General features: G+C 64.9%; 25 protein-coding genes. 10 read left to right on the top strand and 15 right to left on the bottom strand.

Going from position 1 to position 24,614, the window contains the following annotated elements; translation table 11 throughout:
- Position 1 precedes the first annotated feature (1 nt).
- The 5 genes from ABGN05_RS17495 to ABGN05_RS17475 all read right to left on the bottom strand — a co-directional run bounded on the left by ABGN05_RS17495 (position 2) and on the right by ABGN05_RS17475 (position 3,858).
- The gene (locus ABGN05_RS17495; protein ID WP_367955328.1) at positions 2-772 is read right to left on the bottom strand and encodes an SDR family NAD(P)-dependent oxidoreductase; all 771 of its coding nucleotides are present in this window, start codon (positions 770-772) and stop codon (positions 2-4) included.
- Positions 773-800: 28 nt separating this feature from the next.
- Positions 801-1,571 carry an SDR family NAD(P)-dependent oxidoreductase gene (locus tag ABGN05_RS17490; RefSeq protein ID WP_367955327.1) on the bottom strand — a complete coding sequence of 257 codons (771 nt, stop codon included), beginning with the start codon at positions 1,569-1,571 and terminating at the stop codon, positions 801-803.
- 127 nt (positions 1,572-1,698) lie between these two features.
- On the bottom strand, positions 1,699-1,884 hold the full coding sequence (locus tag ABGN05_RS17485; protein ID WP_367955326.1) for a DUF1289 domain-containing protein: 186 nt from the start codon (positions 1,882-1,884) through the stop codon (positions 1,699-1,701).
- Between the two features lie 16 nt (positions 1,885-1,900).
- On the bottom strand, positions 1,901-2,605 hold the full coding sequence (locus ABGN05_RS17480; RefSeq protein WP_367955325.1) for an EthD domain-containing protein: 705 nt from the start codon (positions 2,603-2,605) through the stop codon (positions 1,901-1,903).
- 41 nt (positions 2,606-2,646) lie between these two features.
- Entirely contained in the window at positions 2,647-3,858 is a 1,212-nt protein-coding gene (locus ABGN05_RS17475) for a cytochrome P450 (RefSeq protein WP_367955324.1), read from the bottom strand.
- Between the two features lie 180 nt (positions 3,859-4,038).
- On the opposite strand from ABGN05_RS17475, the gene ABGN05_RS17470 reads away from it, so the two are divergent.
- The gene (locus tag ABGN05_RS17470) at positions 4,039-5,076 is read left to right on the top strand and encodes a TRAP transporter substrate-binding protein (protein ID WP_367955323.1); all 1,038 of its coding nucleotides are present in this window, start codon (positions 4,039-4,041) and stop codon (positions 5,074-5,076) included.
- 163 nt (positions 5,077-5,239) lie between these two features.
- On the opposite strand, the gene ABGN05_RS17465 is transcribed toward ABGN05_RS17470, so the two are convergent.
- Together ABGN05_RS17465 and ABGN05_RS17460 are read right to left on the bottom strand one after the other, a co-directional pair.
- Entirely contained in the window at positions 5,240-6,139 is a 900-nt protein-coding gene (locus ABGN05_RS17465; protein ID WP_367955322.1) for a DMT family transporter, read from the bottom strand.
- A 115-nt stretch (positions 6,140-6,254) separates the two neighbouring features.
- Entirely contained in the window at positions 6,255-7,082 is an 828-nt protein-coding gene (locus ABGN05_RS17460; RefSeq protein ID WP_367955321.1) for an SDR family NAD(P)-dependent oxidoreductase, read from the bottom strand.
- A gap of 192 nt (positions 7,083-7,274) precedes the next feature.
- On the opposite strand from ABGN05_RS17460, the gene ABGN05_RS17455 reads away from it, so the two are divergent.
- Positions 7,275-7,742, top strand: coding sequence for a nuclear transport factor 2 family protein (locus ABGN05_RS17455; RefSeq protein ID WP_367955320.1), 468 nt, complete (start codon positions 7,275-7,277; stop codon positions 7,740-7,742).
- Positions 7,743-7,757: 15 nt separating this feature from the next.
- Here ABGN05_RS17455 and ABGN05_RS17450 read toward each other — a convergent pair whose 3' ends face one another.
- On the bottom strand, positions 7,758-9,443 hold the full coding sequence (locus ABGN05_RS17450; protein ID WP_367955319.1) for an FAD-dependent oxidoreductase: 1,686 nt from the start codon (positions 9,441-9,443) through the stop codon (positions 7,758-7,760).
- Positions 9,444-9,631: 188 nt separating this feature from the next.
- On the opposite strand from ABGN05_RS17450, the gene ABGN05_RS17445 reads away from it, so the two are divergent.
- Complete coding sequence (locus ABGN05_RS17445) at positions 9,632-10,867, top strand: cytochrome P450 (RefSeq protein ID WP_367955318.1); 1,236 nt, start codon at positions 9,632-9,634, stop codon at positions 10,865-10,867.
- 19 nt (positions 10,868-10,886) lie between these two features.
- On the opposite strand, the gene ABGN05_RS17440 is transcribed toward ABGN05_RS17445, so the two are convergent.
- A complete protein-coding gene (locus ABGN05_RS17440; RefSeq protein ID WP_367955317.1) occupies positions 10,887-11,591 on the bottom strand; it encodes an NIPSNAP family protein in 705 nt (234 codons plus the stop codon).
- A 214-nt stretch (positions 11,592-11,805) separates the two neighbouring features.
- On the opposite strand from ABGN05_RS17440, the gene ABGN05_RS17435 reads away from it, so the two are divergent.
- The 5 genes from ABGN05_RS17435 (at position 11,806) to ABGN05_RS17415 (ending at position 16,044) form a co-directional block, all read left to right on the top strand.
- Positions 11,806-13,056 (top strand): MFS transporter, encoded by a 1,251-nt coding sequence (locus ABGN05_RS17435; RefSeq protein WP_367955877.1) that lies wholly within the window; start codon positions 11,806-11,808, stop codon positions 13,054-13,056.
- Between the two features lie 78 nt (positions 13,057-13,134).
- Complete coding sequence (locus tag ABGN05_RS17430; protein WP_367955316.1) at positions 13,135-13,725, top strand: NADPH-dependent FMN reductase; 591 nt, start codon at positions 13,135-13,137, stop codon at positions 13,723-13,725.
- Positions 13,726-13,744: 19 nt separating this feature from the next.
- Positions 13,745-14,272, top strand: a complete 528-nt coding sequence (locus tag ABGN05_RS17425; RefSeq protein ID WP_367955315.1) for a carboxymuconolactone decarboxylase family protein — start codon at positions 13,745-13,747, stop codon at positions 14,270-14,272.
- A gap of 33 nt (positions 14,273-14,305) precedes the next feature.
- The gene (locus tag ABGN05_RS17420) at positions 14,306-15,148 is read left to right on the top strand and encodes a fumarylacetoacetate hydrolase family protein (RefSeq protein ID WP_367955314.1); all 843 of its coding nucleotides are present in this window, start codon (positions 14,306-14,308) and stop codon (positions 15,146-15,148) included.
- A gap of 38 nt (positions 15,149-15,186) precedes the next feature.
- A complete protein-coding gene (locus ABGN05_RS17415) occupies positions 15,187-16,044 on the top strand; it encodes a sugar phosphate isomerase/epimerase family protein (RefSeq protein WP_367955313.1) in 858 nt (285 codons plus the stop codon).
- Between the two features lie 76 nt (positions 16,045-16,120).
- Here the strand turns inward: ABGN05_RS17415 and ABGN05_RS17410 are convergent, their stop codons facing one another.
- The 6 genes from ABGN05_RS17410 to ABGN05_RS17385 all read right to left on the bottom strand — a co-directional run bounded on the left by ABGN05_RS17410 (position 16,121) and on the right by ABGN05_RS17385 (position 21,720).
- Entirely contained in the window at positions 16,121-16,531 is a 411-nt protein-coding gene (locus ABGN05_RS17410; protein ID WP_367955312.1) for a hypothetical protein, read from the bottom strand.
- Between the two features lie 526 nt (positions 16,532-17,057).
- Complete coding sequence (locus ABGN05_RS17405; RefSeq protein ID WP_367955311.1) at positions 17,058-18,197, bottom strand: ABC transporter substrate-binding protein; 1,140 nt, start codon at positions 18,195-18,197, stop codon at positions 17,058-17,060.
- A gap of 277 nt (positions 18,198-18,474) precedes the next feature.
- Positions 18,475-19,194, bottom strand: coding sequence for an ABC transporter ATP-binding protein (locus ABGN05_RS17400; protein WP_367955310.1), 720 nt, complete (start codon positions 19,192-19,194; stop codon positions 18,475-18,477).
- Between the two features lie 2 nt (positions 19,195-19,196).
- Positions 19,197-19,952 (bottom strand): ABC transporter ATP-binding protein, encoded by a 756-nt coding sequence (locus ABGN05_RS17395; protein ID WP_367955309.1) that lies wholly within the window; start codon positions 19,950-19,952, stop codon positions 19,197-19,199.
- Positions 19,949-20,830 carry a branched-chain amino acid ABC transporter permease gene (locus ABGN05_RS17390; protein WP_367955308.1) on the bottom strand — a complete coding sequence of 294 codons (882 nt, stop codon included), beginning with the start codon at positions 20,828-20,830 and terminating at the stop codon, positions 19,949-19,951. Before ABGN05_RS17390 ends, ABGN05_RS17395 begins: the two co-directional genes overlap by 4 nt.
- The gene (locus ABGN05_RS17385; RefSeq protein ID WP_367955307.1) at positions 20,827-21,720 is read right to left on the bottom strand and encodes a branched-chain amino acid ABC transporter permease; all 894 of its coding nucleotides are present in this window, start codon (positions 21,718-21,720) and stop codon (positions 20,827-20,829) included. The genes ABGN05_RS17390 and ABGN05_RS17385 overlap by 4 nt, the downstream gene beginning before the upstream one ends.
- A gap of 569 nt (positions 21,721-22,289) precedes the next feature.
- On the opposite strand from ABGN05_RS17385, the gene ABGN05_RS17380 reads away from it, so the two are divergent.
- Entirely contained in the window at positions 22,290-23,105 is an 816-nt protein-coding gene (locus ABGN05_RS17380) for a response regulator transcription factor (protein ID WP_367955306.1), read from the top strand.
- Between the two features lie 209 nt (positions 23,106-23,314).
- Complete coding sequence (locus tag ABGN05_RS17375; RefSeq protein WP_367955305.1) at positions 23,315-24,529, top strand: cytochrome P450; 1,215 nt, start codon at positions 23,315-23,317, stop codon at positions 24,527-24,529.
- Positions 24,530-24,614 lie beyond the last annotated feature (85 nt).

Raw genomic sequence — 24,614 nt, 5'->3', positions numbered from 1 at the left:
CTCAGCCGGGTGAAAATCCCGAATAGAGCGCCATCTGGCCGCCATCATTGTTCATGACGAGCCCGGTCACGTAGGACGCCTCGTCGGACGCGAGGTAGAGCATGGCGTTCGCCTGCTCCTCCGGCCTGCCAATGCGGCCGAGCGGAATGCGCCGGCGTCGCTCGACGAAGCGGTTGGCGTCGAGCGCCTCCATGTCGCGGATCATGTTGGTCTCGGTAAGACCCGGGCAGAGGCAGTTCACGCGAATGCCGTGGCTCGCCCACTCGACGGCCAGCGCCTTGGTCAGACCGGCCGCGCCATGCTTGGAGGCGATGTAGCCCACGTCTCCGGGAAAGCCCGCGAAGGCGGCGTTTGAAGAGACGATGACGATCGCGCCGCTGCGGTTCGGGATCATGCTCTGGATGGCCGCGGCCCGCGACCAGTAGAAGGGTGCGTCGAGATTGACGCCCATCGTCCGGCGCCAGGCGTCGTACTCGACCGCCGGCTTGATCGTGGAGATGCCCGCGCAATTGACGAGCACGTCGACGCGGCCCTGGCGCGAGACGACCTCGCGGACGCGTTCCCGCGCGACTTCTTCGTCCGAGACGTCGCCCGGGATCGCAAACGCACGGCCGCCCGCCTCTTCGACCTGACCGACCGCCTCGGCGACCCTGTCGGGCACGAGATCGTTGATCGCGACGATCGCGCCCTCCGCGGCGAACATCCGCGCGGCGGCGAGGCCCATGCCGGAACCTCCCCCGGTGATGACGACGACCCTGTTCTCGAAACGCATTGGCCCTCCTCCCAGCGGCGCGGCGTCTTCAGGCGGGCGACCACCCGGAGGAGAGCGCGATCTGTCCCCCGTCGACGTTGAGAATGGCGCCGGTGATGTAGGACGCATCGTCGGAGGCCAGGAACGCCACGGCCTTGGCGATCTCCTCAGGACGCGCGGCGCGGCCCATCGGCACGCGGCGGCGCCTCTCGACGAAGCGATCGGGATCGATGGCTTCCATGTCCTTGATGATCTGCGTGTCGGTGAAGCCGGGGCAGATGCAGTTGACCCTGATGCCGTGCTTGGCCCATTCGATGGCGAGCGAGCGCGTCAGCCCCAGGACGCCGGCCTTCGCGGCGATGTAGCCCACGTCGCCCGGATAGGCCACGTGGCCCGCCAGCGAGGAGATGTTGACGATGGCGCCACCCTTGCCCGGGATCATCGTGAGCGCGCCCGCCGCCTGGGACCAGTAGAACGGCGCGTCCAGATCGACACCGGTGATCCGCTCCCACTCGGAATACTCCTCCGCTGGCTGGATCGTCGCGATGCCCGCATTGTTGATGAGGATGTCGATGCGCCCGCAGCGCGCGATGACCTCCTTCACGCTCTTCTGGGCCACGTCCCGGCTGGAGACGTCGCCCGGGATCGCGAAGGCCTTCCCGCCCGCGGCCTCGATCTCGCTCACTGCCTTGGCCGCCGTTTCCGCCTTGATGTCGTTGACGGCGACGGTTGCGCCTTCCGAGGCGAAGAGCTTCGACGTCGCGAGCCCCATACCGGAACCGCCTCCGGTGATGACGACGACGCGGTCCTTGAAACGCATGGGGTACCTCCGGTTGGCTCTGTCTTGCGATTTTCTATTCTTGCGGGGTACGCCGTCTGTACCTTGCCGGGGGACATTCCCGGTCGCGTCGCCACCCGGCAGCGATCATGCACGACCAATGCCGAGGCTATCGGCCTTCCGTTTCCAGCGACTTCAACCGCAGCGGCAACTCGGCTCCGATCCGCTCGCGTTCCTCGTCCGGCAAGTCGATCCAGGAGAAGACCTCGCGGACAGTCCTTCCGCATCCGATACAGAAGCCGGCCTTGCGGTCCTGCTTGCAGATGCGGCGGCAGGGGGTTTCGACCGGTGTCATGCCGCGAGCGGTCCGGTCAACCGAGCGGGATCTCGAGCGGATCGACGAGCAGCCGGTGGGATGGCGGGCTGCCCACGAAATTCTTCTCGTCGGCCCGCAGCTCGGCCATGTAGGACGGAGCGGACCATGCCTTGCGGGCGTGCTCCAGACTGTCGAACCAGAACTCCGAAATGCCGTCGTAGGGGACGAAATCCTCCGATGTCTTGACCGTCTCCGGCAACACGTGGTGTTGCACATAGCGGTTGCAGAATTCGGCGAAGGCGGCGTTGCGGGAAACCAGCGTCCCGTGGACCTCCTTGTAATGCTTGCTGAACTCGGCGGGACTGGAGCCGGCCCGCCGGCGCGGCAGGCTCAGGATTTTCACGCCCCGTGCGGGGCCGTCGAACACGACGTTCTCGCGGGCGAAGAACTGCACCATCCGGGAAGGATCGGCGAAGTCGTCCTGATGGGGACCGACGGTCTTGTTCAGCGGGTTGTCCCGGATGGTTTCCGGAGCGGTGAACTCCGGGCCGACGTCGATCTCGACGAGGCCATCCCAGAGGGGCTCGGGGATCAGGTCGTCCACGGCCGGTTGCGCGCGGTTCTGGACATAGCGCCCAGCCATCGCGCGAAAGGCGCCGTCGCCCGCCAGCGCCTGCGCATGCCGACCCTTCCAGCGCTCCGCGAAGTCGTCGGCCGCGAGGCCGGACTTTCGCTTCAGGAAAATGAACTTCCGGATCATGTCTCGTCCCGCTCCCGGGTATCGTTCATGCCGCCAGGCGATCAGGCCGAGGCGATCCGCAGCGGCAGCCTCTCCAGGATCCGCAACTGATTGTGGATCAGGTATCGAGGCTCGCCCGCGGGTTCGATGGCTTCGACCCGCGCGACCAGTTCCTTCAGCATGCACTCGGCTTCCATGCGCGCGACGTTCTGGCCGATGCAGTTGTGGTCGGCGGCACCGAACGACATGTGGATATTGGCCGTGTCGCGCATCACGTCGAACTTGTCGGGATTTTCCCATTTGCGCGGATCGCGGTTCGCCGCGGTCGGGAACGTGGCGATCTTGGTGTCGCCCTCGAGGAAGAAACCGCCGAGCTCGGTGTCGCAGGCGGTCGCCCGGTACACGAGATGGTTCGGCGCAACCATGCGGACGGCCTCGTCCATCACGGCGCGGATGCGATCCGGATGCCGCTTGAGCAGCGCCCACTGATCGGGATTTTCGGCCAGAAGCCGCAGGGCCGTGCTCATGCCGCTGATGGTGGTGTCCATCCCGCCCCGTACCAGCGAACGGGTGATGTTGAACGCGATGCCCGGCTGCAGTTCACCCGCCGCCTCCGCCTCGAAGAACGAGCCGGCGATCGAGCCCGGCTCGACGGCGTCGCCCTCGCAGGCGGCCATGAACCATTCCATGTACGGCTCGCCGACCTCCATCCCCTTGAAGTAGAGTTCGTTTTCGGGACCGGTCTGGTTGAAGGACATATAGCCGATCGCGCGGATGGCGGCCTCGTCGAAACGGATCCCCATGGCTTTGGGAAAGCCGCCGAAGACGACGGGCTCCACGAGATCGCGGACACCGTCGAACGCCCCCATCTTCACGATGCGGTCGACCGCCTCCTTGGCCTTCTCCTCGAATAGGCTTCGCCATTTCCGGATCACCAGCGGAGACATGATGCGGTTGGCGACGCGCCGCGTCTCGGTGTGCTGGGGCGGATCGACCTCCACCAGCGCGCTCGGCGGGCGACCGCGAAACTCGGGCCTGCGCGCGTCGGTGATGCCGACGCCGCTCGATGCGGTGAAGCGCGAATAGTCGGTGACGACCTCGCGCAGTTCGGCATAGCGGCCGACGCCGTAGACGCCGTACTTCTCGAAATAGACCACCGGACCGGCATCGAGCAGTTCCCGATAGAACGGAATTGGGTCCTCCAGCACGTCCATCGCGTAGGGATCGAGCGATACGACAGGCGCCTCGCGCACGCCCGTGGCTGTGTCGGTCATTGGCAGTCTCTCCGGACGACTTGGTCTCTCTGCGTGCCCGTGAACGTAGGCGACAACATTCCGCGCCAGAGTCCCCCGTGGCTGGGACGGCGCGGGCACAGAGGTCACCAAGCGGGGGACATTGCCGCGCGGGGCCGCGTGCTAGCGGAAAGTCGGGAAAAACCGACCATGGAGGAAAACATGCTGCTCAAGAAACTGGCCACGGCGGTGGCGGCCGTCGGCCTCGCCGCGCTTTCGGCCACGCACGCCTTTGCCGACACTGTGACGATCCGGTACTCGAACTGGCTTCCGCCGAGCTTCTTCCTCTGGGACGACGTCATCGAGCCATGGCTCGCCGACATCGAGAAGGTCACGGAAGGCCGGGTGAAGGTCGAAGTGGCGCCGAAGGTGGTGGGCACAGTCCCCGCCCAGTACGACGTGGTGCACGATGGCTTGGCCGACATGTCCTGGATGGTCGCCGGTTACACGCCGGGGCGCTTTCCCCAGATCGAATTCGGGGATCTGCCGCTGATCGGAACGAAGACCGCCGCGCGCGGACCGGTGATCGACAGGATGTACCGAAAGCACCTCGCAGACAACGGTGTCTTCGAGGGTGTCTATCCGGTTTCGCTGCTGTCGGTATCGCCACTGCAGATGGTGACGAAGGGCGCCAAGGTGGAATCGGTGGAGCAGCTGAAGGGAATGAAGTTCCGCAGCAGTTCGCCGACCCTGACCGAGGTCCTGAACCTGCTCGGCGCCGTGCCGATCCTGAAATCGGCCGCGGAGGCCTACGAGATGCTCGCGACCGGCACGATCGACGGCCAGATCACCAACCTGAACACGATCCCCGGCTTCAACCAGCTCGACCTGATGGACGGCGTCTATGTCGTGCCGGGCGGGCTCGCCAATGCCGTCATCATCATGGGCCTCAATGCCGACAAGTGGGCGCAGATCTCCCCCGAGGACCAGAAGGCGATCATGGAGATTTCGGGCGAAGCCTTCGCGCGCAAGGTCGGCCAGGCTTACGACGACGCCGATGCCAAGGCGCTGGAGAGCATGAAGACGGCCGGCTACCACATGGGCGAGGCCACCCCCGAGGCGATCGAAAAGATCAAGACCACGCTCAAGCCGATCGAGGACGCATGGCTCAAGAAGGCCGAGGAGGCCGGACTGTCGAACGCCCCGGAAATCCTTTCGGAGTTCAAGGCAGAGGTCGCAGCCGAGGAAGGCACGAACTGATCGGATAGGTTCACCAGCAGCCATAGGCCGACCCGTTCGGCCGGGCTGTCTCGCTTGCATAGGAATGCATGGCCGGTCCCGGACCTGTTTCGGGACCGGCCTTTTCATGTTGGAAATCCGTGCCGAGGCCTTGCCGCGTTCGAACCCGCCGTCGGCACACGCGTTATCGGAGCGCCTTCGCGCGCCCCTTTCGTTCCGATGCCACCAGCAACAGGCCGCTGGCGACGATGGTGAGCGTGCCGGCAATCGTCCAGGCGTCTGGCAGGCTGTCGAAGATGATGTAGCCGAAGATGACCGTCCAGATCATGTGCACGTAGATGAACGGCGCGAGGAAGGACGCCGGCGCGATGCGGTAGGCGTGGATCAGAAGCCAGTGCCCGATCGCGCCGAATGCGCCGAGAGACAGGAGGATCGAAAGGTAAAAGCCGTCCGGCGGCAGCGAGCCCACGAAGGGCAGCGCCGGAAGGCCGAGGACGATGGCGACCAGCGGAGGCATGACGAACAGGCTCTCATGGCTCTCCGTGGCGGTCAGAAGGCGCGTCGCGATGATGAAGACGCCATAGGCCAGCGTCGCGGCGAATGCCATGACATGCCCGATGCCGAGCACGCCCATGCCGGGCCGGGATATGATGATCACGCCGCCGAACCCGATGACCACCGCGACGATGCGCATCCAGTCGAGGGATTCCTTGAGAACAAGGCGGGCCAGCAATGTGACCCAGATCGGCGCGGCGAAGAAGATCGCGACGAATTCCACGAGTTGCAGCGTCAGGAGCGAGGAGAAACTCAGGATACCCGAGACGAACAGCACCACGCCGCGAAAGAGCTGGAGGCGCATGTTGCCGACGCGGAAGCGATCGCTGTTCACCCATGGGCGCAGGATGACCACGGCCAGCACGCCATGGGTGAAGAACCGCATCCAGTTGACGAACACCGGATGCACGTCCGCGAGCACCAGATATTTGGCGCCCGCATCGTTGAAGGCGAACATGAAGAAGGCGCAGACGAGGAGAAGCATCCCCTTCAGCGGATTGGAAACCGCAGCCTCGGATCGGATCACCATGCGCCTCCAGCAACGGACGTCGTCCCCGGCGAGATAGCCCCATGACGATGCGGCCCCTCGTCCGGCGCAAGCTCCTCCTCCGGATCTCTGGCGGTGAAGGTTCGCTAGCGTCCGGTTATTTGTTGGCGAAGAACTTCTGCGCCATCAGGCTCTGGGACAGCCCGCCGTCGCAATTCAGTTCCTGTGCGGTTACGAAAGATGCCGCCGGCGAAGCCAGGAAGACGACGGTATCCGCCAGTTCTGTCGCGACGCCCAGCCGGCCGAGGGGGATCTTGGCCTCGCGCTCGGCGATGATCTCGGGTCGCATGTTGGCGCGCGTCAGCGGCGTGTCGATCGTTCCGGGACTGACGACGTTGACGCGTATTCCGTCGGCCGCCCATTCCAGCGCCATCTGGCGGGTCAGAGAAATCAGCGCCGCCTTGCTCGGCCCGTAGGCGCCACCGTTGGGATAGCCCCTGCCACCGGCCAGGGAGGAGATGTTGACGATCGACGCGGACTTGCTCTTGCGCAGATGCGGCAGGCAGGCGCGTCCGAGAAGCAGCGCCCCTTCGACGTTGACGAGGAACGAGGTGCGCCAGTCGTCCAGGGAGCAGTCCTCGAGCGACCCGGGGAAGATCACGCCGGCCGAATTCACGACGATGTCGAGCTGGCCGAACTTTGCGATCAGTTCCGAAACCCCCGCGCCGATCTCGGACGCGACGGCGACGTCCATGGCGAGGCTCAAGGCCTCGCCGCCGTCGGCCTCGATCTTCTTCGCGACACCGTCCGCCGCTTCCTTGCGGCGGTCGGCGACCGCCACCCGGGCACCGTTTGCGGCAAGCGTGATCGCGGTCGCCTCGCCGATACCGCTGCCGCCGCCCACCACGAGCGCGACGAGGCCATCGAGCAGGGAATTCGACATCCAGTCGCGCGGGCGCGCCGGAAGCTCAGCCTTTGTTGCCATTTCTTCGTCTCCGTTGAAGCGATTGTCCGTCGGTCGGTCCCCGTCTTCGTCACGGCCGGTTGGCGGCGAGGCACGGAGGCATTCGTCGATGCCTATCCACCGGTCGACAACCCATCTGTACCCGTGACGTGGGACTCCCTGACCGGCGGGAATTCCCACTATGTCTCACGGACCGTCAGGAATGGGAACGTCATGACCATGGAACCGACCCGTGCGGACGACTTGTCGCCGCAAGACCAAAGGGAAGCCGCGGTGCTGGGCTACTTCACCCTGCTCATGAAGCGGGACCTGGACAGCTTCGAAGCGCTCTGGCAGCCCGATGCGGTTCAGGAGATCCCGTTCGTCCCCGAGGGGTTCGGAAAATTCGTGACCTCGAAGTTCGACGGCCGCGACGAGATCATGGCGCATTACCGCGCCGCCTTCGCCAACCGACGTGACCATGTCTTTGTCATCGACGCCATCCACCGCACGGACGATCCGGATTGCATCATCGTGGAGGCGCATGCCCGCAGTCTCGTCGGCGAGACCGGCCGGGTCTACGAGAACAGCTATGTCTGTCTCTTCCGGCTGCGCGACGGCAAGCTCGCGCTGCTGCGCGAATACGTCAATCCGCTTCAGTTCATGAAGGCCTTCGGCGGCGGTTTCGACGAACTCCGATAGGAGCGTCTCGGCTGTTCAGGCGTGCTCGGCTTCGGAAGCCGAGGCCTTGATGCCGGCAATGTCCCGGGCAGCGATGTAGCCGAACGTCATTGCGGGTCCGAGGCTCGAACCGCCGGCGGGATAGAGACCACGCGTCATCGAGTTCATGTCGAGACCGACCGCATACAATCCCGCGATCGCCCTGCCGTCGCCGTCGAGGACGCGGGCACTTGCGTCGGTCCGCAATCCCGCGACGGTGCTGAGGTCGCCCGGAATGAGCGCGATGGCATAGAATGGCGGTTTCAGGATGGGCGCGAGGCTGGGATTCGGCTTGTTCTCCTGGTCGCCGCGGAAGCGCGAATGGGCGTCGTCCCCGCGCGCGAAATCCGGATCGCGGCCCTCCCTTGCATGTTTGTTGAACCGTTCGACGGTCTGCTCGAGCGTGGCGGCATCCACCCCTATCCTTCGCGCCAGTTCCGCCAGCGTCGGGGCCTCGATCAGATAGCCGTTCTCCACCCAGCGGCGGACCGGATAGGGGAACGGGCGCGCCAGCCCCATGCCGTACGTGCGCAGGAACCGGCGGTCGGCAATCATGTGAACCTTCGAAATACCCAGTTGCTGCATGGTCATCACGAAGTGCTGATAGGAATCGGCTTCGTTGACGAAGCGCCTGCCGGTGGGGTCGACCCCGATCGATCCGGGCATGTAACGATCGATCATGATGTGCGGGAACCGCTTCACGGTTCCGTCCTTGTCCCGAACCTTGGAAACCGGGATGTAGATGCCGTTCGAAGGATTGTCCTCGACGAGTTCCCCGCCCGCGCGCACGCCCATCAGGACGCCGTCGCCGACATTCGCTTCGGGCTGGATCGACACGTGATCCCGCGCCATCGGGATGAACTTCTCGCGCATCTCCCTGTTGGCGCCGAAGCCGCCGCTCGCGAGCACCACGGCCGTCGCGGCAAGTTTCGTCTCCCGGCCATCCCTTTCCACGACCAAACCGGTCACGCGGCCATCTTCCGTCAGGACCTCCTTCGCCGCCGTTTCGGACCACAAGGTCACGCCGGCATCGATGGCCGACTTCAGAAGCCGTCCGGCGAGCGCATTGCCGCTCACCAGCCGGGTGCTGCGGCCGTGGCGCAGCCTGTCCGCCATGTAGTTGGCGACCATCCGGGTGGTATGGATGAAGCCCGACCATGTCCTGAACGCCTTGCGCAGCGGGACGATGTCGGCACCCGCGACCTGCATGCTGTCGAACACGGTGAATTCCGGCAGCGGCCGGCGGAGCTTCTTGAAATAGGGGCCGAGCTTCGAGCCGTCGTACTCCCTGGCGAGGACGCCGCGGTAGCGGGAAGCGCCCGGCTTCGTGGGAAGATAGTCGGGCGTTGGCGTCGGCACGAACTCCAGTTCCGTGTCGGCCTCGACGTACTCGAGCATTCGTGGACCGTTGTCCACGAAGGCCTCGATCTTGGTTGCCTCGTAGTAGTTGCCAAGGCATGCCTTCAGATACTCGAGCACCTTGTCGCGGCTGTCGTCGACGCCGACCGACTTCATGTGATGATGGTTGGGGATCCAGGCCACACCTCCGGAATAGGCCGTGGTGCCGCCGAACACATCCGCCTTCTCGACCACGAGGACCTTCAGTCCGTGCTTGGCGCAGACCACGGCCGTGGTCATGCCGCCCGCTCCCGAGCCCACCACCACCACGTCGAATTCCGCCATTCCCGATGCTCCCGACAATCGAAGACGCCGCGCCGCCCTGCCCCGGGGCTAGTTGGCGCGGCAGCATAGACTAGAAGCTTGCGGGACACCGCCTGCCCCCGCGCCGGGGGACTACCCCAGGCCTCGTCCGATCGTAGCTTCCTGGGATCAGCCGTCGCCTCGTGATGCGGCGCAAGGGAGGTTAGCCCATGAGCATGACCACGCAACCGACCGCCGGTGAAGGTTCCCACGGCGCGCTGCTCGAGCCGCCGGTGCTGGACGTCGACCCGTACTCGGTCGAGAACATCCAAAATCCGTATCTCTTCTTCGAAGAGCTGAGGGAGACGGCCGCGGTCGTGCGGCTGAAGCCATACGGGGTGTACGTCACCGGACGCTACGAGGAGACGAAGGTCGTCCTTAACGATCACGACCGGTTCATGGCCAGCGCCGGCATCGGCATCGCCGACATCCGCAAGCCGGGCAAGTTCCGTATCCCGAACCGGCTTCTGGAGAACGACCCTCCGGGACACACCGAAATACGCAAGACTTTGAACAAGATCCTGTCGCCGCTCGCGGTCAGGCGGTGGCGCGACCATTTCGAGACGGAAGCGGCGATCTTCGCCGATAAAGTCGTCGAGATGGGAGAGTTCGACGGAGTCGAGGACCTCGCCGAGGCATACATCCTGCACGTCTTCCCCGAGGCGGTAGGCGTCAACCTGCCGCGGACGGAAGCGCTGGCGATCGGCGAGATGAGCTTCAATCAGGCAGGGCCATACAACGACCTCTTCCGCGCGGCGGAAAAGAAGGCAGAGCCCTATCTCGAATGGTATGAAAAGAGCGTCCGGCGCGAAGCGATGCGTCCGGGATCGATCGGCGAGATGCTCTTCGACGCGGAGGAGCGCGGAGAGTTCGAAAAGGGCGTGGCCTCCAACATCTGCCGCGCCTTCGTGCGTGGCGGGACCGACACCACCATCGCCGGTCTCGGATTTGCCCTCAACCAGCTCGCCCGCAATCCCGACCAATGGGCGATCCTCAAGTCGAACCCGTCCAAGTTTGCGCGCAACGCCTTCGAGGAGGCGATCCGCCACGAATCGCCTTCCTACGTGAACTACCGGACCACCCGTCGGGAGACCGAACTGAGTGGCTACAGGCTCGGAGCCGACACCAAGATCGGCATCTTCTCGGGCTGCGCCAATCGCGATCCGCGGTTCTGGGAAAACCCGGAGAAATACGACATCACCCGCGACATCGCGGGGATCCATGTCGCCTTCGGTCACGGAACCCACACCTGCATCGGCCAGATGATCGCTCGGCTCGAGGCGGACTGTATCCTCAGGGCATTCGCCGAGAGGGCCGTCACGCTGGAGCCGGCGGGAGAGCCGCGCTACCGAATCATCAACCAGTTGCACACGCTGGACTATTTGCCGCTGAAGGTGACGGCCTGACGCCGGCTCGCGCACCCGCTCAGCGGGGGGTGGTCCTCAGGGCGAGCGGAAGCGCGTACTTCGCCGGTTCGAGCAGGTAGACGTCGGCGCTGCCCAGGAGCGTCGTGCCGGCGGCCTGCCGCTGCGCGCGGTAGGCGGCGATCATCTCCTGGTCGTCTTCGAAGGCGGCCCATCCCTTGCGCCAGACGGTCTCGTCAGGCCAGGCAAAGAGCATGGCGACGGCGGGCATGACCGGCCCACTGACGATGTCGCACACCCCTAGAACCTCGGCGCCCGCCGCCTTCAGGCGCGGCAGGTAGGTCGATCCCAGGAACCCAGCAACGGCGGGGTTTCGGCCGATCGCGGTCTTCTGGATGACCAGCTGATGGAGCCCGGTAATCCTTCGGTCGCGGTCCGCGTCGTTTTCCACGAAGACAGGATTTGGCCGCATGAAGAAGAGGCTGCTTTCCTCGACGAGTTCGGAGCCCGCGTTCGTGTCCGCGCGAACCTGCGCCCATTCCGGATCTGCGTAGAAATTCGCCCATGCGGCTTCGCGCTCGGCGAAATCCTTCCACTCCATGATGTAGCAGTACATGGGCAGCCGGACCCCCGCGACGGCGGCCCAGCGGGCGACGACCCGTACCCCATGCCGCGCGAGCAGAGGCGGGGTCCGGTGCGCCATGCGGTCATGATTGTCGTTCATGCGCCCGCGCTCGATCAGATAGTGCCGCATCTCGTAGATCATGGTTCGTCGCATCCTTCCGAGGTTCGCGCGGAGCGTCGGCAATGCCGGCGGGACCGTATGTCCCTTTCGACAGGGTAGGCCGGCATGCACCTCTCTGCACGATGGCGGCAGTCGTGTCACCAATACGGGTGACAGGTGCAACCTCGCCGGATACTAGCTTCCGTCGCGACCTGCCGGGCCGCGGTGTCGAAGGCCATTCCCACAGGAGAGGGTCATTCTCTCGGAAAGCGCACCTCCCCTCGAACACGACGCCGGCGACCAAAGCGAAGCGCGAACGTCTTCCGGCCATTCGCGCGCGATCTTCTTTCTTGCCGTCGCCTCGTTCGCCGCCGCTGCGACGACGCGCGTCATGGATTCCGTGCTCCCGCAGATCGCTCTCGAGTTCGACGTGTCGATCGGATCGGTGGCATTCGTCGCCACCGCCTATGCCTTCGCCTACGGCGCGTTCCAGATCGTGTTCGGACCGCTCGGGGACCGCTACGGCAAGTACCGGGTCATCCTCATCGCCTGCGTCGGCTCGATGCTGGCCACGCTCGCGTGCGGACTGGCGTCCTCGCTGACCGGCATCGCGGCGGCGCGGCTGTGTTCCGGCATGGTCGCCGCGGCGATCGTTCCGCTCGCCATCGCCTGGGTGGGAGACGTCGTGGCCGATAACGAGCGCCAGGCGGTGCTTGCAAAGTTCATGTCGGGCCAGATACTCGGACTGCTCGCGGGCCAGATCGGCGGAGGTATCTTCGGCGAATATTTCGGCTGGCGCTCGGCCTTCCTCGTCATCGCCGCCATCTACCTCGCGGCGGTCGCGGGCCTTCTCTTCGTTCTCGCCCGCGATCGCGAAGCGACGGCCGCGCATATCCGGGGGAACGGCAGCATCTGGCAGACGCTGGACGTGTTCATGCGCCTGCTGACGCGGCCGGTGGTCCGCTTTGTGCTGTTCCTAGTGACCATCGAGGCATTCGCGATGTTCGGCGCCTTCACCTATGTCGGGGCGAGCCTCAATCTCCGTTACGGCTTCGACTTCGCCACCATCGGGCTCTACCTGGCGACCTACTGCATCGGCGGACTTGCCTATGTCGTCCAGTCGAGGCGGCTTATCCGGATCTTCGGGCCGGGCAGGCTGTCATTTCTCGGCACCGTACTCGTCGCGATCACCTATGCGGCGATCGCCTTCGCGCCGTCGCACCATGTCTATCTCGCGGCCATCCCGCTGATGGGCTTCGGATTCTACATGCTGCACAACACCTTGCAGACCTGCGCGACCCAGATGGCGCCCGATGCGCGCGGTTCCTCGGTCGCCATCTTCGCCACCTTCTACTTTCTGTCGCAGGCGGTCGGCGTCTTTCTGGCGGGACAGGTCATCGACGGTTTTGGGTTCGCGCCGGTCTTCCTGACCGCCGCGGTGCTGCTGTTGTTCCTCGGCATCGTCATGCTGACGAGACTGCCGCCGGAACTGTCGCGCCGCTTCTGACCGCCGGTCCCATCGTTGGGTACAGAGGCGGATCCATCCTCGGTGTAGCGTCTTCCATGGCAACATGGGAACCAGACATTGAATCTGCTTCACGTCGTCATCTGTTCGACCCGACCCGGACGTATCGGTCCGGCCGTGGCGCGCTGGTTCGGGCAGTTCGCGACGGAGAACTCCACCTTCGACGTGCGGCTGGCAGACCTGGCGGACTTCGCGCTGCCGGTCTTCGACGAGCCGAACCATCCCAAGCTCGGCGCCTATGTCCATGATCATACGAAGGCCTGGAGCGCGAGCGTCGCGGCGGCCGACGCCTTCGTCTTCGTCATGCCCGAATACAATGCGGGTCCGTCGCCGGCGTTCGTCAACGCGCTGTGCTATCTCCACAAGGAGTGGCACCACAAGCCCTGCGGCTTCGTCAGCTATGGCGGCGTGTCCGGCGGGCTTCGTGCCGTCCAGCTCTGCAAGCAGATCGTGACCACCCTCAAGCTGGTTCCGCTCATCGAGGGCGTGCCGATACCGACGGTCGCCGAGAGGCTGGACGCGGAGGGCCGTTTCGTGTCGAACCCGCTGATCGACGCGTCGGCGCGCGCGATGCTGCCCGAACTCGAGCGCTGGTCACAAGCGCTGAAACCGATGCGCGCGAGCGGGTCGGAGGGGCAGGCGACCAGGTAGGAGTGGGAGGAGAGGCACCATGCCGAGGATAAAGGCGGTTTCTGAGGCATCCGACGAGGCCCTGGAGAAACTCATCGACGAAATCCGCAGCGAACGCGGCGGAAAACTGCTGCTGCTTTACCAGGTGCTCCTGAACAGCCCGCCTGTGGCACGGGGCTGGCTCAAGCTCCTGACCGCCATCCGACAGCAAACGTCGCTCCCCGGCGCGTTGCGCGAACTGGTCATCCTGCGCATCGCGATCCTCAACGGGGCTTCGTACGAATTCGAGGCGCATGCGCCGATCGCGATCGCGGAAGGTCTGGACAAGGGATGGATCGGGGAACTGTCGCGAGGCGGGACGCCCGATGGCATGCCCGAACGCGAGAAGGCCGTGCTTGCCTATACGGATGCGATGACGCGCGACATCACCGTCCCGGAGCAGACCTACCGGGCGATGGCCGCGCATTTCGACGAGAGACAGATCCTGGAACTCACCGCGACGATCGCCGCCTACAACATGGTGTCGCGCCTGCTCGTCGCGCTCGAGGTCCATGCCGAGCACACATAGACGCATCGGGTCATCGGGTGAGGAGAGGCAAACATGAAGTTTGCGAGCTACGTCCATCGCGGCAAGGCTTCGTTCGGGGCGGTCATGGGCGACGGCGTAATCGATGTGTCCGGGCGTCTTCCGGGTATCAAGACGCTCGCGGACGCGCTCGCCGCCGGCGCTCTGCCGAGGCTGGCCGATCTGGCGTCGGGCATGACCGCCCATGCGGCCCTGGACGAACTGGAACTGCTGCCGCCTATCCCGCAGCCACGCACCATCGCCTGCGTCGGTCTGAACTACGCCGCCCACGCCGCCGAGGCGGGCCGGCAGGCGGACAAGGAGGCACCGGTGGTTTTCTTCCGGCTTCCCGCGTCCATCGTCGGTCACGGTGCGCCGATCCGGAAGCCGAAGGCCTCGCACCAGTATGATTTCGAGGGGGAACTCGCCGTCGTCATCGGCCGAGGAGGCCGGCACATCGCGGCGGCGGACGCCATGGGCCACATTGCCGGCTACACCTGCTTCATGGACGGCAGCGTCCGGGACTTCCAGAAGCGCAGCCTGCCGGCGGGCAAGAACTTCGAGGGGTCCGGCGCCTGCGGTCCATACCTCGTCACGGCCGACGCGGTGCCGAACGTCTCCGCACTCGAACTGAGCACCCATCTCAACGGCGACCGCATGCAGCACGCGCCGCTCTCGGACCTCATCCATTCGATCCCCGACCTGATCGCCTTCATCTCCGCGATCGTTTCGCTTTCCCCCGGCGACATCATCGCGACCGGCACTCCGGCCGGCGTCGGCGTGGCGCGGCAGCCGCAGCTGTGGCTGAAGCCCGACGACGTGGTGACGGTGGACATTCCGGGCGTGGGAACGCTGACCAATCGCGTCGTGGCAGAGTAGTGGTCCCGCGCGCAACCGGGGCCGGAAGGAGCAATCGAATGACACAGAACGACGGCAAGGGCGGACGCCGCCAGATCGCCATGGCACATCTGACGCTGCTCCACCTCGATCCGCCGGATCTGGTTTCGGCAGCCGCGGCCGGCGGCTTCGACGGCGTCACGATCCGGCTGGTTCCGGCACATCCCCAGGCGGGCGAGAAACAGTTTCCGATGCTCGGCCACAGCCCGATGATGGAGGAGACGCTGCACCGGCTGGACGACACGGGCCTCCACGTCCACGACATCGAGGTCATCCGGCTGAAGCCGGAGACGCAGGTCAGCGATTTCCTTCCGATGATGGAAGCCGGCGCCCGCCTCCGAGCCCGGTACGTGATCGCCATCGCGGACGACACCGACGAGAGCCGGGTCGCCGACAATCTTGCGCATGTGGCGGACCAGGCGTCCGGCTTCGGGCTCGGAACCGCGTTCGAGTTCATGTTCTTCACCGGCGTCAAGACGATCCAGCAGGCGGACCGGGTGATCGACAGGACCGGGCGCGGCGACATCACGCTGCTCGTCGATCCCATCCATCTCAGCCGTTCCGGCGGCACGGTCGAGGACGTCGCCAGGATCGATCCGGCGCGCCTGTCCTACATGCAGTTTTGCGATGCATCCGCGACGGTGAGGCCCCAGGAACTGGGCGGGATCGCGATCGAGGCCCGCCGCCACCGCATGGTGCCTGGAACGGGCGCCCTTCCCCTGGAAGAACTCCTGGCGACCATCCCGGCGGGCGCCCCCCTGACGCTCGAATGCCCGGTCGACGAGTTGCTTGCCACAAAAAGCGACCACGAGGTCGCGCGCGTCATCGCGCGCGCGACCCGCGCGATGATCGAACGCGTGGATTCCCACCGGAACTGATCCCCGGAGCGCTTCGCAGGCAGTTTTCTTGTTCCATCGGCGGTCATGATCGACCGTCCGCGCCGCGCGACTTGCCTTATGAAGTGTCGTTCAGCTTCAATGTATAGCCGCCCATCAAGCGGTCGTAGCCCTGTGGGACGGGAACAAATACCAAACCGCGCCGGGCAGACCGCCAGTCGAACCCACCGAGGGGCAACAGGGCGCAGAGCGCGGTGGCCAGCGCGTAGAAGCGGGCGGCGAGCCGGAGCGCGTCGTCGGGATCGTTGCCGGCCGACGCGATCCCTTCAAGGGACGGCTGCGGCACGCCCGCTGCATCGAAGACGAACTCCTCCGCCACCGCCTCCGCCCGCCGCAATATCCAGAGGACGAAGCAGCGGACCGGTGCGGATCGGCCGGCGGCCCGTTCGGCCAGGGCGGCGAAGGAGACGAGCAGCGCGATGACGCGCCGCAGCATCCTTCCGTCGTCCATTGCCGCATGCACGTGCATTTCGCATCCTTCGCTCACCGGCGGGCAGTGTGCGGCCTGTCGCGGGGTGCGTGGATGAAGTCACCCGAGAAATCGTGGAAGACATTGATGCGGCTGGGTGCGGTGTCGGATTCTATCCACCCGGACAGGCGGTTGCGACTATCGAGGCCGCGTTCATGGCGGCATTCCGATCGGGTGCCAGTGAAACGGTCAATGGCCAGTGACGCGGGTGCCATACCACCGGTCTTTTCGGTCGACCACTGGCGCCGCCCCTCATCCGCCCTTCGGGCACCTTCTCCCCGTGAACGGGGAGAAGGGGAGTGTCGCGTACGTGTCGAAGATAATCGGGGATGCCGAGCTCCGGGAGCGCGCGGTCTGAGCGATGGTGCCCCGTTCACGGGGAGAAGGTGCCCCGAAGGGGCGGATGAGGGGCAGCGAGAGGGTCAAAGCTTGGAGCCGAGGGTATTCCATATCCGATATCCGATCGGTAAAGAGCCCCGGCGGACGTACCGCCGGGGCTCTCAGTGCTTCCTTGGAGAAAGCGGAGCTATTGCGGCGCGAGTTCGAAGGCGCCGTCCTTGACCAGCAGGATTGCCGCGCCGTAGTGCGGGTTGCGGCCTTCGTCCATCGACCAGGTGTGATTGCCGATGATCGTCGGCTCGTCCTTCAGGTTGGAGAGGGCGTCCTTGACCTTCTCGCGGTCAGGGTTTGGACCCGCGTCCTTGATGGCCTCGACCGCCAGGCTGGCGAGGGCATATCCCATGGCCGCCCAGTTGTCGGGCTGGGATCCGTACTTGTCCTGATAGGCCTTGACGAACGCCTGGTTGGCTTCGTCCGGTGATCCCATGAAGTAGTCGGCGAGCACGATCGAGCCTTCCGCGGCGCCCTGCGCGGTGTCGACGAAGGCGGGTGTCGCGAAGGTGGACGGCCCGACGAAGCGGATGTCCATGGGAACGCCGGCCTGCCGCGTCTGCAGGAGGAAGTTGGCGCCGACTTCCGCCGGGGCCGCAACGAAGAAGGCATCGATCTCCTGAGAGGCGAGCTTGGTCGCAAGCGCGAGGAAGTCGGTGTCCGTGGCGAGGATGCCCTCTTCGGAAACGATTTCGACGCCGGCTTCCTCGATCTTCTTCTTGAAAGCATCTTTCTGGCCGACGAAGCCGTCATTGCCACGGTCGAACACGATGCTGATCTTCTTGGCACCCATGTTGTTGGCGACGTAGTCGCTCAGCGCGCCCATGATGTCGGAACCGACCGCCTGGACCTTGAACGAGTACGGGCCAGCGTCGAGGATGCCAGTCGACGATCCGATGGCCATGATCGGAACCTTCAGTTCGTTGGCGACCGGCGCGCCGGCGGTCCCCTCGATGCTCGTGGTCGGGCCGATGATCATCAGAGCGTTGTCGCTCTGGGCGAACTTGCTGACCAGCGTGATGGTCTGCCCCTTGTCGCCGGCCGTATCGCCCTCGACGACCTCCAGCTTGAGATCACCCAACGCGCCACTGGCGTTGGCCTGCTCGATGGCAAGCTTCATTGCGTTCTGGATCGGCACGCCGCCGAACGCATAGGGCCCGGTCATCGCGTTCATGACACCGATGGTGGCCGTCTCGGCGAAGCTCGCCGCCGTGAATGCGGTGCTTGCCGAAAATGCGATGGCACCTGCCAATAAAATCCTGCGCGTGAGTTTCATGCATATCCTCCCTGACTGCCGATGACTGGACCAACCTCTGGCACGGATGCCGATCGCGCTGCCAAGCATAGCGCTTGTCGATCGATCGATACGGCCTTCGACGATTGCTTTCCGACCTTGCCGCAAGATCGCGGTACCGCCCATCCATGAAGCAAATGCCGGCGGGGTCTGTCCCCGCGCATGGGGGCTATTCAGGCGTTCCCGCATGGGCGCCAAGGTAGACCGCAAGCATTTCTCAGGCGCCTTGCTATGGCCTCCGTACACCTTTTCCGTCGTATCACGCCATCACTTCCGCGCGGCCGAAATAATGATCCGCCACGACCGGATCGTCGATGAGATCCGAGGCGGCGCCCTGGTGCACGATGCGTCCCTGCTCGATGACCGCCGCGTTGTGGGCGGTCTGGAGCGCGAGCTTGGCGTTCTGCTCGACCAGCAGAATGGTGAGGCCGCCGCGGTTCAGCCTTATGAGCGCGTCGAAGACCTCGCGCACGATGACGGGCGCCAGACCGAGGCTCGGCTCATCGAGAAGCAGGATGCGCGGCTTGCCCATGAGGGCGCGGCCGATCGCCAGCATCTGCTGCTGCCCGCCGGAGAGCTGGCCGGACAACTGGTTGCGACGCTCCGCCAGGATGGGGAAAAGCTCGTAGACCTCGTCGATGTCGGACGCCTCCGACCCCCTCCGTCCCGCCGCTTCGCGGCCAAGCGCGAGATTTTCCGCCACGGTGAGGGGACTGATGACGCGGCGGCCTTCCGGCACCTGGATCAGCCCGGCCCGTGCGATGAGGTGAGCGGCTCGGCCCTGGATCGGCTCGCCGTCGAACAGGATGCGGCCCGACATGGCCGGGACGATCCCGCTGGCAGCATTCAGCATGGTGGACTTGCCCGCGCCGTTCGGACCAATGAGGGTGAAGATCTCGCCCTTTGCGACGGAAAGGGATACGCCGCGCAACGCCATGATGCCCTTGTAGGCGACCGCAAGGTTCTCGATCGTCAGCATGGCTATGCTCCGAGATAGGCTTCGATGACGCGGGGATCGCGGCCGACAGCGTCGGGCGTGCCCTCGGCGATCAGACGCCCGGAGGCGAGCACATAGATATGATCGCAGAGCGACATGACGAAGCGCATGTTGTGCTCGATGAGCAGGATGGCGACCCCTCGGCGGGCGACGTTCCGGAAAATGTCGGCAAGGCTGTGGGCCTCGGAATCGTTCATGCCGGCGACCGGTTCGTCGAGCAGCAGGAGCGCCGGGTCCATCGCCAGCGCGCGCATCATCTCGATGCGCCGCTGGTGGCCGTAGGAGAGACCGCCCGCCGGGTGCCTGGCCAGACCCGTCATGCCGAATTGTTCGAGCAGGATCATGGCCTTGTCCTCCAGCGCGCGACGTTCGCGCTGCGCGGAGGGGAGCCCGAACAGATTGGCGAAGGTGCCGGTGGTTTCATGGCGATGGAAGCCGGCCACGACGTTCTCGAGAACGGTGGCGTCCGAAATCAGCCGGATGTTCTGAAACGTGCGGGCGATGCCGATGCGGGCGAGTTGGGTGGCGTCGGCCTCGGTGACGTCGTCGTCGCCGAATTTGATGCGCCCGCGCGTGACCTTCAGCAACCCGGTGATCATGTTGACGACGGTCGTCTTGCCGGCGCCGTTCGGTCCGATGAGGCCGGTTATGCGCCCGGCGGGCGCTTCGAGCCGTATGCCGTCGACGGCGGGCAAGCCGCCGAAATTGCGGGCGAGATCCTCGAGAACCAGCGCTTTCATGCCGTCACCGTCTCCCTCATCCGCGAGGTTTCCTCCGCGATCCGGCGGCGCCGGTAGGCTCCGATCAGAGTGTCGGCGACGCCGCGGGGCAGGTAGATGATAGAGGCCATCAGCAGTGCGCCCTGCACGACCGTGCGGTATTCCTGAAAGCCGCGCAGCAGTTCGGGCAGCACCGTCAGGATAACCGCGCCGACGATCGGACCCCAGATCGAGACCCGCCCTCCCAGCACGACCATGGCCAGGACGATGACGAGCATGTTGAAGCCGTACTCGTTGGGCGTGATCGAATAGCTGTTGTACGAGTGCAGGGCTCCGGCGAGCCCGGCGATCGCCCCCGACAGGACGAAGGCGATGAAGTGGTGCTTGACGACCGAGATGCCGAGCGACACCGCCACGGTCTCGTCCTCGCGGATGACGTCAAACGCACGTCCGATGCTCGAGGAGCCGATCGCCGCCATGAAGTAGGTTACGATCGCTACCGCGATCAGAAGCCCGACAAGGCCGACCGTCTTCGGGATGCTGTTTATTCCCAGCGCGCCGTTCGTCACGTCGACCCAGTTGAGGGTGATGGACAGGACGATCTGCACCAGTGCCAGCGTCGCCAGTGCCTGAAAGACGCCGCGCAGCCGGGCAAGCGGGATCGCCACGAGCGCGCCGACCATCGCGCCGATCGCAATCGCGAGCACGATGCCGATCCAGAATGGGAGGCCGTAGGTCGTCACCACGATCGCCGCCACATAGGCGCCGATGGCCGCGAACGCCGCAGTTCCCAGCGAAAAGACGCCGGCCCGCAGGACGACGTACTGGCTGAACGCCAAGAGCGTGTTGAAGAGGGCCAGTTCGAACAGCGGCGTATAGGAGTGGAAGAAGCTCATCATATGCGGGTCACCCGAGCGACGGCGCCGCTGTTGCCGAGAAGTCCGGTGGGACGAACCAGAAGGACGAGGAAGAGCAGGGAGAACACCAGCGCATCCGCCATGCCCGCCGAAATGTAGGCGACCGTCAGCGTCTGGATGATGCCGATCAGGAGCCCCGCAATCAGCGCCCCGGGGATGCTTCCCAGCCCACCAAGGATGATCACTACGAAGGCACGCAGGAGAAGCGGCTCGCCCATCATGAAATGCACGGAGTTGAAGACGATCCCGATCAGCACGCCCGCTATCCCGGCGAGCGCGCCCGAGAGGAAGAAGAGCTGGAAGTTGACCGCGAACGGATTGATGCCGAGGAGTTTCGACGTCTGCTCCGAGAAGGCAACCGACCGTATGTGCCGTCCGTACTTGGTTCGGTAGAGATAGTAGAGGAGGCCGATCACCATCAGGAAGACGATGCCGACAATGATCAGCTGGAGGAGCTGGATGCGCAGCCCCATGAAGTTGAAGACCACGATCGGGAAGATGTCGAAGGGAAACCGCATGACGCGCGTCGCCGTCAGCTGCTGGGCGAGCGACAGCATGATCAGGCTCGCGCCGATGGAGGACACGATCGACGAGAATTCGGGCGCGCCGCGCTTGCGCAACGGGCGGAAGGCCACCCAGTCCAACACGACGCTCACCATTCCGCCGCCGACCGCGCCGATCAGGAGAGCGATCGGGAACGGCACGTCGAACAGGATGACCGCATAGAGGCCGGCGAACGCGCCCCACATGAAGACGGCGCCATGCGCCATGTTCATGATGTGGTTCACGCCGAAGATCAGCGTGAATCCGAGCGCGAACAGGCCATAGACGCTGCCGACCACGACGCCGTTGAGCAGTTGCTGCATCAACATGCGCGGTCTTCTCCCGCGGACATCATCGAGATGCAGTGAGGCGCGCCGTCGCGCGGTCCCGCCCGATCGCCGTGTCCGCGTACGCCGTCCGTCGCGCACGTGAAACCAGTCCGCATAATACCTCCCACTCCCTCGTGGCGGGAGCTTCAACAGAACCTTTGTCAAAAGCAATACCAATTCCCGAACACCGGATTGTCACTGCGGCGGGGGACCGACGGGAGACCGCCGCATCCGGGGGCCCCGCCCCAATGCAGGTCCACCTTCGCTCCGTCCCGGCGACTTCGGCATGAATGCGGTGGGGACGCCGGATCACGTCCAATGCCGGCCCATCCGAACGTCACAAGGGGTGCGGGCAAAGGCAGCCGGGGCCGGAACGAGCCTTCGCCGGGGTATACGGAACTTCGCGTGCAGTGCACATTCAGAAAATATGAGCATGTTTTTCATATTTCTCCTTTGACGATTTCGTTAGTTAAAACAATAAGATACCCGTATCGCACCGCAACATCGATTTCAGATTGAAAAAGTTACATAATGAAATTAAAACTATGGTCGTAGCCAGGGAGGAAATCATGACGACAGTTTTCGGGGCGATTGCCCGAGAAGACACCCAGCCGATCGAAATCGACCACCTCTTCGGACTGTCCGACATCGTCGAATGCATCGGACAGAGCCAGTTCGCCGATCGCCTGCTGTCCTACTTCGACGGGCACATCGGCGCCGACCATTGCTCGATCTTCCAGCTCAAGGACTACGAACTGACCGAGGTCTCGTCCGCTTGCCGGGCCGATGCCGAGCCGGTCATCCAGTCCGACCTCACCTCCTACGAAGTGAAGCGCCAGCTTTCCGTCACCAGCGAAAGCAGCGTGCGCGTGGACTTCATCAACGTGCCCTTCTCCGGGGACTGCAACAGGTACCTGCAGAAGCGCCAGCGCGTGCTGCTGAGCGTGCGCAAGGACGGCACGGCCTACTGCGTCCGCATCCTGCGCCCGCACGACGGCGGCGGCGCGGTGGATGCGCTCCTGGAGACGGCGAACTGCATCGCGGGAACAGCCATGTCGATCGTCGCCAAGCACGTCGACCTCACAACGCGCCGTCCGAACCTGACGCCCGCGCTGTGCTCGCTGCCCGAAATCGAAGGCTGCATCCTCGCTTCCACGAACCTCTCCAAGCGCGAAGGCGAGGTGTGCGCGCGCATCCTCTACGGTCTCTCCTCGTGCGGTATCGCGCTCGATCTCGGCATCGGCAAGGAAAGCGTGATGACCTACCGCAAGCGCGCCTATCAGCGCCTCGGGATCGGCAGCCAGCGCGAACTCCTCATGTGGTACCTGACGCTGTGGAGCGACTATCGCGAGACGCCCGAACTCGCGCGGACCGAGTTGAACTAGGTGAAGCGATAGCCGGGAATGTGGGCCGCTAATCCGGCGTTCCCCTCCACGGGGGACAGCTTTTCCGACCGCCGGCCGCATAGAGAATGGACGCGCCGGCGGATCGGGGACGGTCCCGCCCGCGCATGTCGCCCGGGTCGGCGTGACGATGGGAAGAGCGACATCCGATCCGACCGGCCAGGGCCAGAAGACGAAAGTTGGAGCTGCGCATGAGCGACGTCGCGGAAATCGAGCGATCGGCCGAGGCACCCGTCCTCGACATCGACCCCTATGCGATCGATGTCCTGCGGGATCCCTATCCGTTCCATCGCGAACTGCGCGAGGCAGGGCCGATCGCGCTGATCAAGCCCTATAGCGTCTATGCCGTCGGCCGGCACGTCGAATGCGCGGAAGTGCTGACCGACCATACCCGGTTCACCGCCAGCGCCGGCATCGGGATCCAGGACATCCGCAAGCCCGGCGCGTTCCGAATTCCCAACCGCCTTCTGGAGAACGATCCGCCCGGACATACAGCCATCCGCGGAACGCTGACCAAGTACCTCTCACCCATCGTCATCCGCCGCTGGCGCGAGCATTTCGAGACCGAGGCGGCACGCCTTGCCGAGCGGCTCGTGGACATGGGCGAGTTCGACGGGGTGACGGATCTCGCCGAAACCTTCGTATTGAAGGTCTTCCCGGAGGCGGTGGGCGTCGATCTGCCGCGCGAGAACATCCTGGCTATCGGCGAGATGCGCTTCAACCAGAGCGGTCCGCCCAACGAACTCTACCATCGCGCCATGAAACGGGCGCAGCCCTATCTCGAATGGTTCGAGAACAGCGTCCAGCGCAAGGGCGTCATCAAGGGTTCGATCGCCGAGATGCTCTTCGATGCGGAGGATCGCGGCGAATTCGACGAAGGCATCGCCTCGAACATGGTGCGCTCGTTCGTCGGCGGCGGGACCGATTCGACGATCACGGGGATCGGACACACCCTGCATCTTCTGGCCCGGAATCCCGATCAATGGGCGATCCTCCGAAGCGATCAGACGAAGGTGAAGTCGGCCTTCGAGGAGGCTCTCCGGCTGGAGACGCCGTTCCAGGTCACCTACCGGACCACCGTCGGCGAGGTCTCGCTCTCGGGAGTGCGCCTCACGCCCGATACGAAGGTCGGCGTGTTCCTCGGAGCAGCCAACCGCGACCCGAGGAAATGGGCGGACCCCGACAGGTTCGACGTCACGCGCGACACGACCGGCGTTCATCTCGGCTTCGGAAGCGGGCCGCACATCTGCATCGGACAGATGATCGCGCGGCTGGAGTCTGAAGCGATCCTGAAAGCGCTGGTGAAGGTCGCCGACCGGCTCGAACTGGCCGGCGAGGCCCGGTTCCGGCCCATCAACCAGATGCGCCAACTCGACAGTCTGCCGCTGCGGGTAAAGAAATCCTGAGCCAGGCACATTGCACCGACGTTCGAATCCGATAGCAACATCAACGAATCAACATGCGGTGGGGCACACCGGCAGGGAACGGGAA

The sequence above is a fragment of the Aquibium pacificum genome (genome assembly GCF_040839445.1).
In the GTDB taxonomy this organism is placed as follows: domain Bacteria; phylum Pseudomonadota; class Alphaproteobacteria; order Rhizobiales; family Rhizobiaceae; genus Aquibium; species Aquibium pacificus.
Note: the sequence above shows the minus strand (reverse complement) of the source record. Positions and strands in the feature narration are given on the sequence as shown.

Coding starts and splice junctions, on each gene's coding strand:
- ABGN05_RS17495 (WP_367955328.1), bottom strand. CDS start 772: ATGCGTTTCGAGAACAGGGTCGTCGTCATCACCGGGGGAGGTTCCGGC.
- ABGN05_RS17490 (WP_367955327.1), bottom strand. CDS start 1,571: ATGCGTTTCAAGGACCGCGTCGTCGTCATCACCGGAGGCGGTTCCGGT.
- ABGN05_RS17485 (WP_367955326.1), bottom strand. CDS start 1,884: ATGACACCGGTCGAAACCCCCTGCCGCCGCATCTGCAAGCAGGACCGC.
- ABGN05_RS17480 (WP_367955325.1), bottom strand. CDS start 2,605: ATGATCCGGAAGTTCATTTTCCTGAAGCGAAAGTCCGGCCTCGCGGCC.
- ABGN05_RS17475 (WP_367955324.1), bottom strand. CDS start 3,858: ATGACCGACACAGCCACGGGCGTGCGCGAGGCGCCTGTCGTATCGCTC.
- ABGN05_RS17470 (WP_367955323.1), top strand. CDS start 4,039: ATGCTGCTCAAGAAACTGGCCACGGCGGTGGCGGCCGTCGGCCTCGCC.
- ABGN05_RS17465 (WP_367955322.1), bottom strand. CDS start 6,139: ATGGTGATCCGATCCGAGGCTGCGGTTTCCAATCCGCTGAAGGGGATG.
- ABGN05_RS17460 (WP_367955321.1), bottom strand. CDS start 7,082: ATGGCAACAAAGGCTGAGCTTCCGGCGCGCCCGCGCGACTGGATGTCG.
- ABGN05_RS17455 (WP_367955320.1), top strand. CDS start 7,275: ATGACCATGGAACCGACCCGTGCGGACGACTTGTCGCCGCAAGACCAA.
- ABGN05_RS17450 (WP_367955319.1), bottom strand. CDS start 9,443: ATGGCGGAATTCGACGTGGTGGTGGTGGGCTCGGGAGCGGGCGGCATG.
- ABGN05_RS17445 (WP_367955318.1), top strand. CDS start 9,632: ATGAGCATGACCACGCAACCGACCGCCGGTGAAGGTTCCCACGGCGCG.
- ABGN05_RS17440 (WP_367955317.1), bottom strand. CDS start 11,591: ATGATCTACGAGATGCGGCACTATCTGATCGAGCGCGGGCGCATGAAC.
- ABGN05_RS17425 (WP_367955315.1), top strand. CDS start 13,745: ATGCCGAGGATAAAGGCGGTTTCTGAGGCATCCGACGAGGCCCTGGAG.
- ABGN05_RS17420 (WP_367955314.1), top strand. CDS start 14,306: ATGAAGTTTGCGAGCTACGTCCATCGCGGCAAGGCTTCGTTCGGGGCG.
- ABGN05_RS17415 (WP_367955313.1), top strand. CDS start 15,187: ATGACACAGAACGACGGCAAGGGCGGACGCCGCCAGATCGCCATGGCA.
- ABGN05_RS17410 (WP_367955312.1), bottom strand. CDS start 16,531: ATGCACGTGCATGCGGCAATGGACGACGGAAGGATGCTGCGGCGCGTC.
- ABGN05_RS17405 (WP_367955311.1), bottom strand. CDS start 18,197: ATGAAACTCACGCGCAGGATTTTATTGGCAGGTGCCATCGCATTTTCG.
- ABGN05_RS17400 (WP_367955310.1), bottom strand. CDS start 19,194: ATGCTGACGATCGAGAACCTTGCGGTCGCCTACAAGGGCATCATGGCG.
- ABGN05_RS17395 (WP_367955309.1), bottom strand. CDS start 19,952: ATGAAAGCGCTGGTTCTCGAGGATCTCGCCCGCAATTTCGGCGGCTTG.
- ABGN05_RS17390 (WP_367955308.1), bottom strand. CDS start 20,830: ATGATGAGCTTCTTCCACTCCTATACGCCGCTGTTCGAACTGGCCCTC.
- ABGN05_RS17385 (WP_367955307.1), bottom strand. CDS start 21,720: ATGTTGATGCAGCAACTGCTCAACGGCGTCGTGGTCGGCAGCGTCTAT.
- ABGN05_RS17380 (WP_367955306.1), top strand. CDS start 22,290: ATGACGACAGTTTTCGGGGCGATTGCCCGAGAAGACACCCAGCCGATC.
- ABGN05_RS17375 (WP_367955305.1), top strand. CDS start 23,315: ATGAGCGACGTCGCGGAAATCGAGCGATCGGCCGAGGCACCCGTCCTC.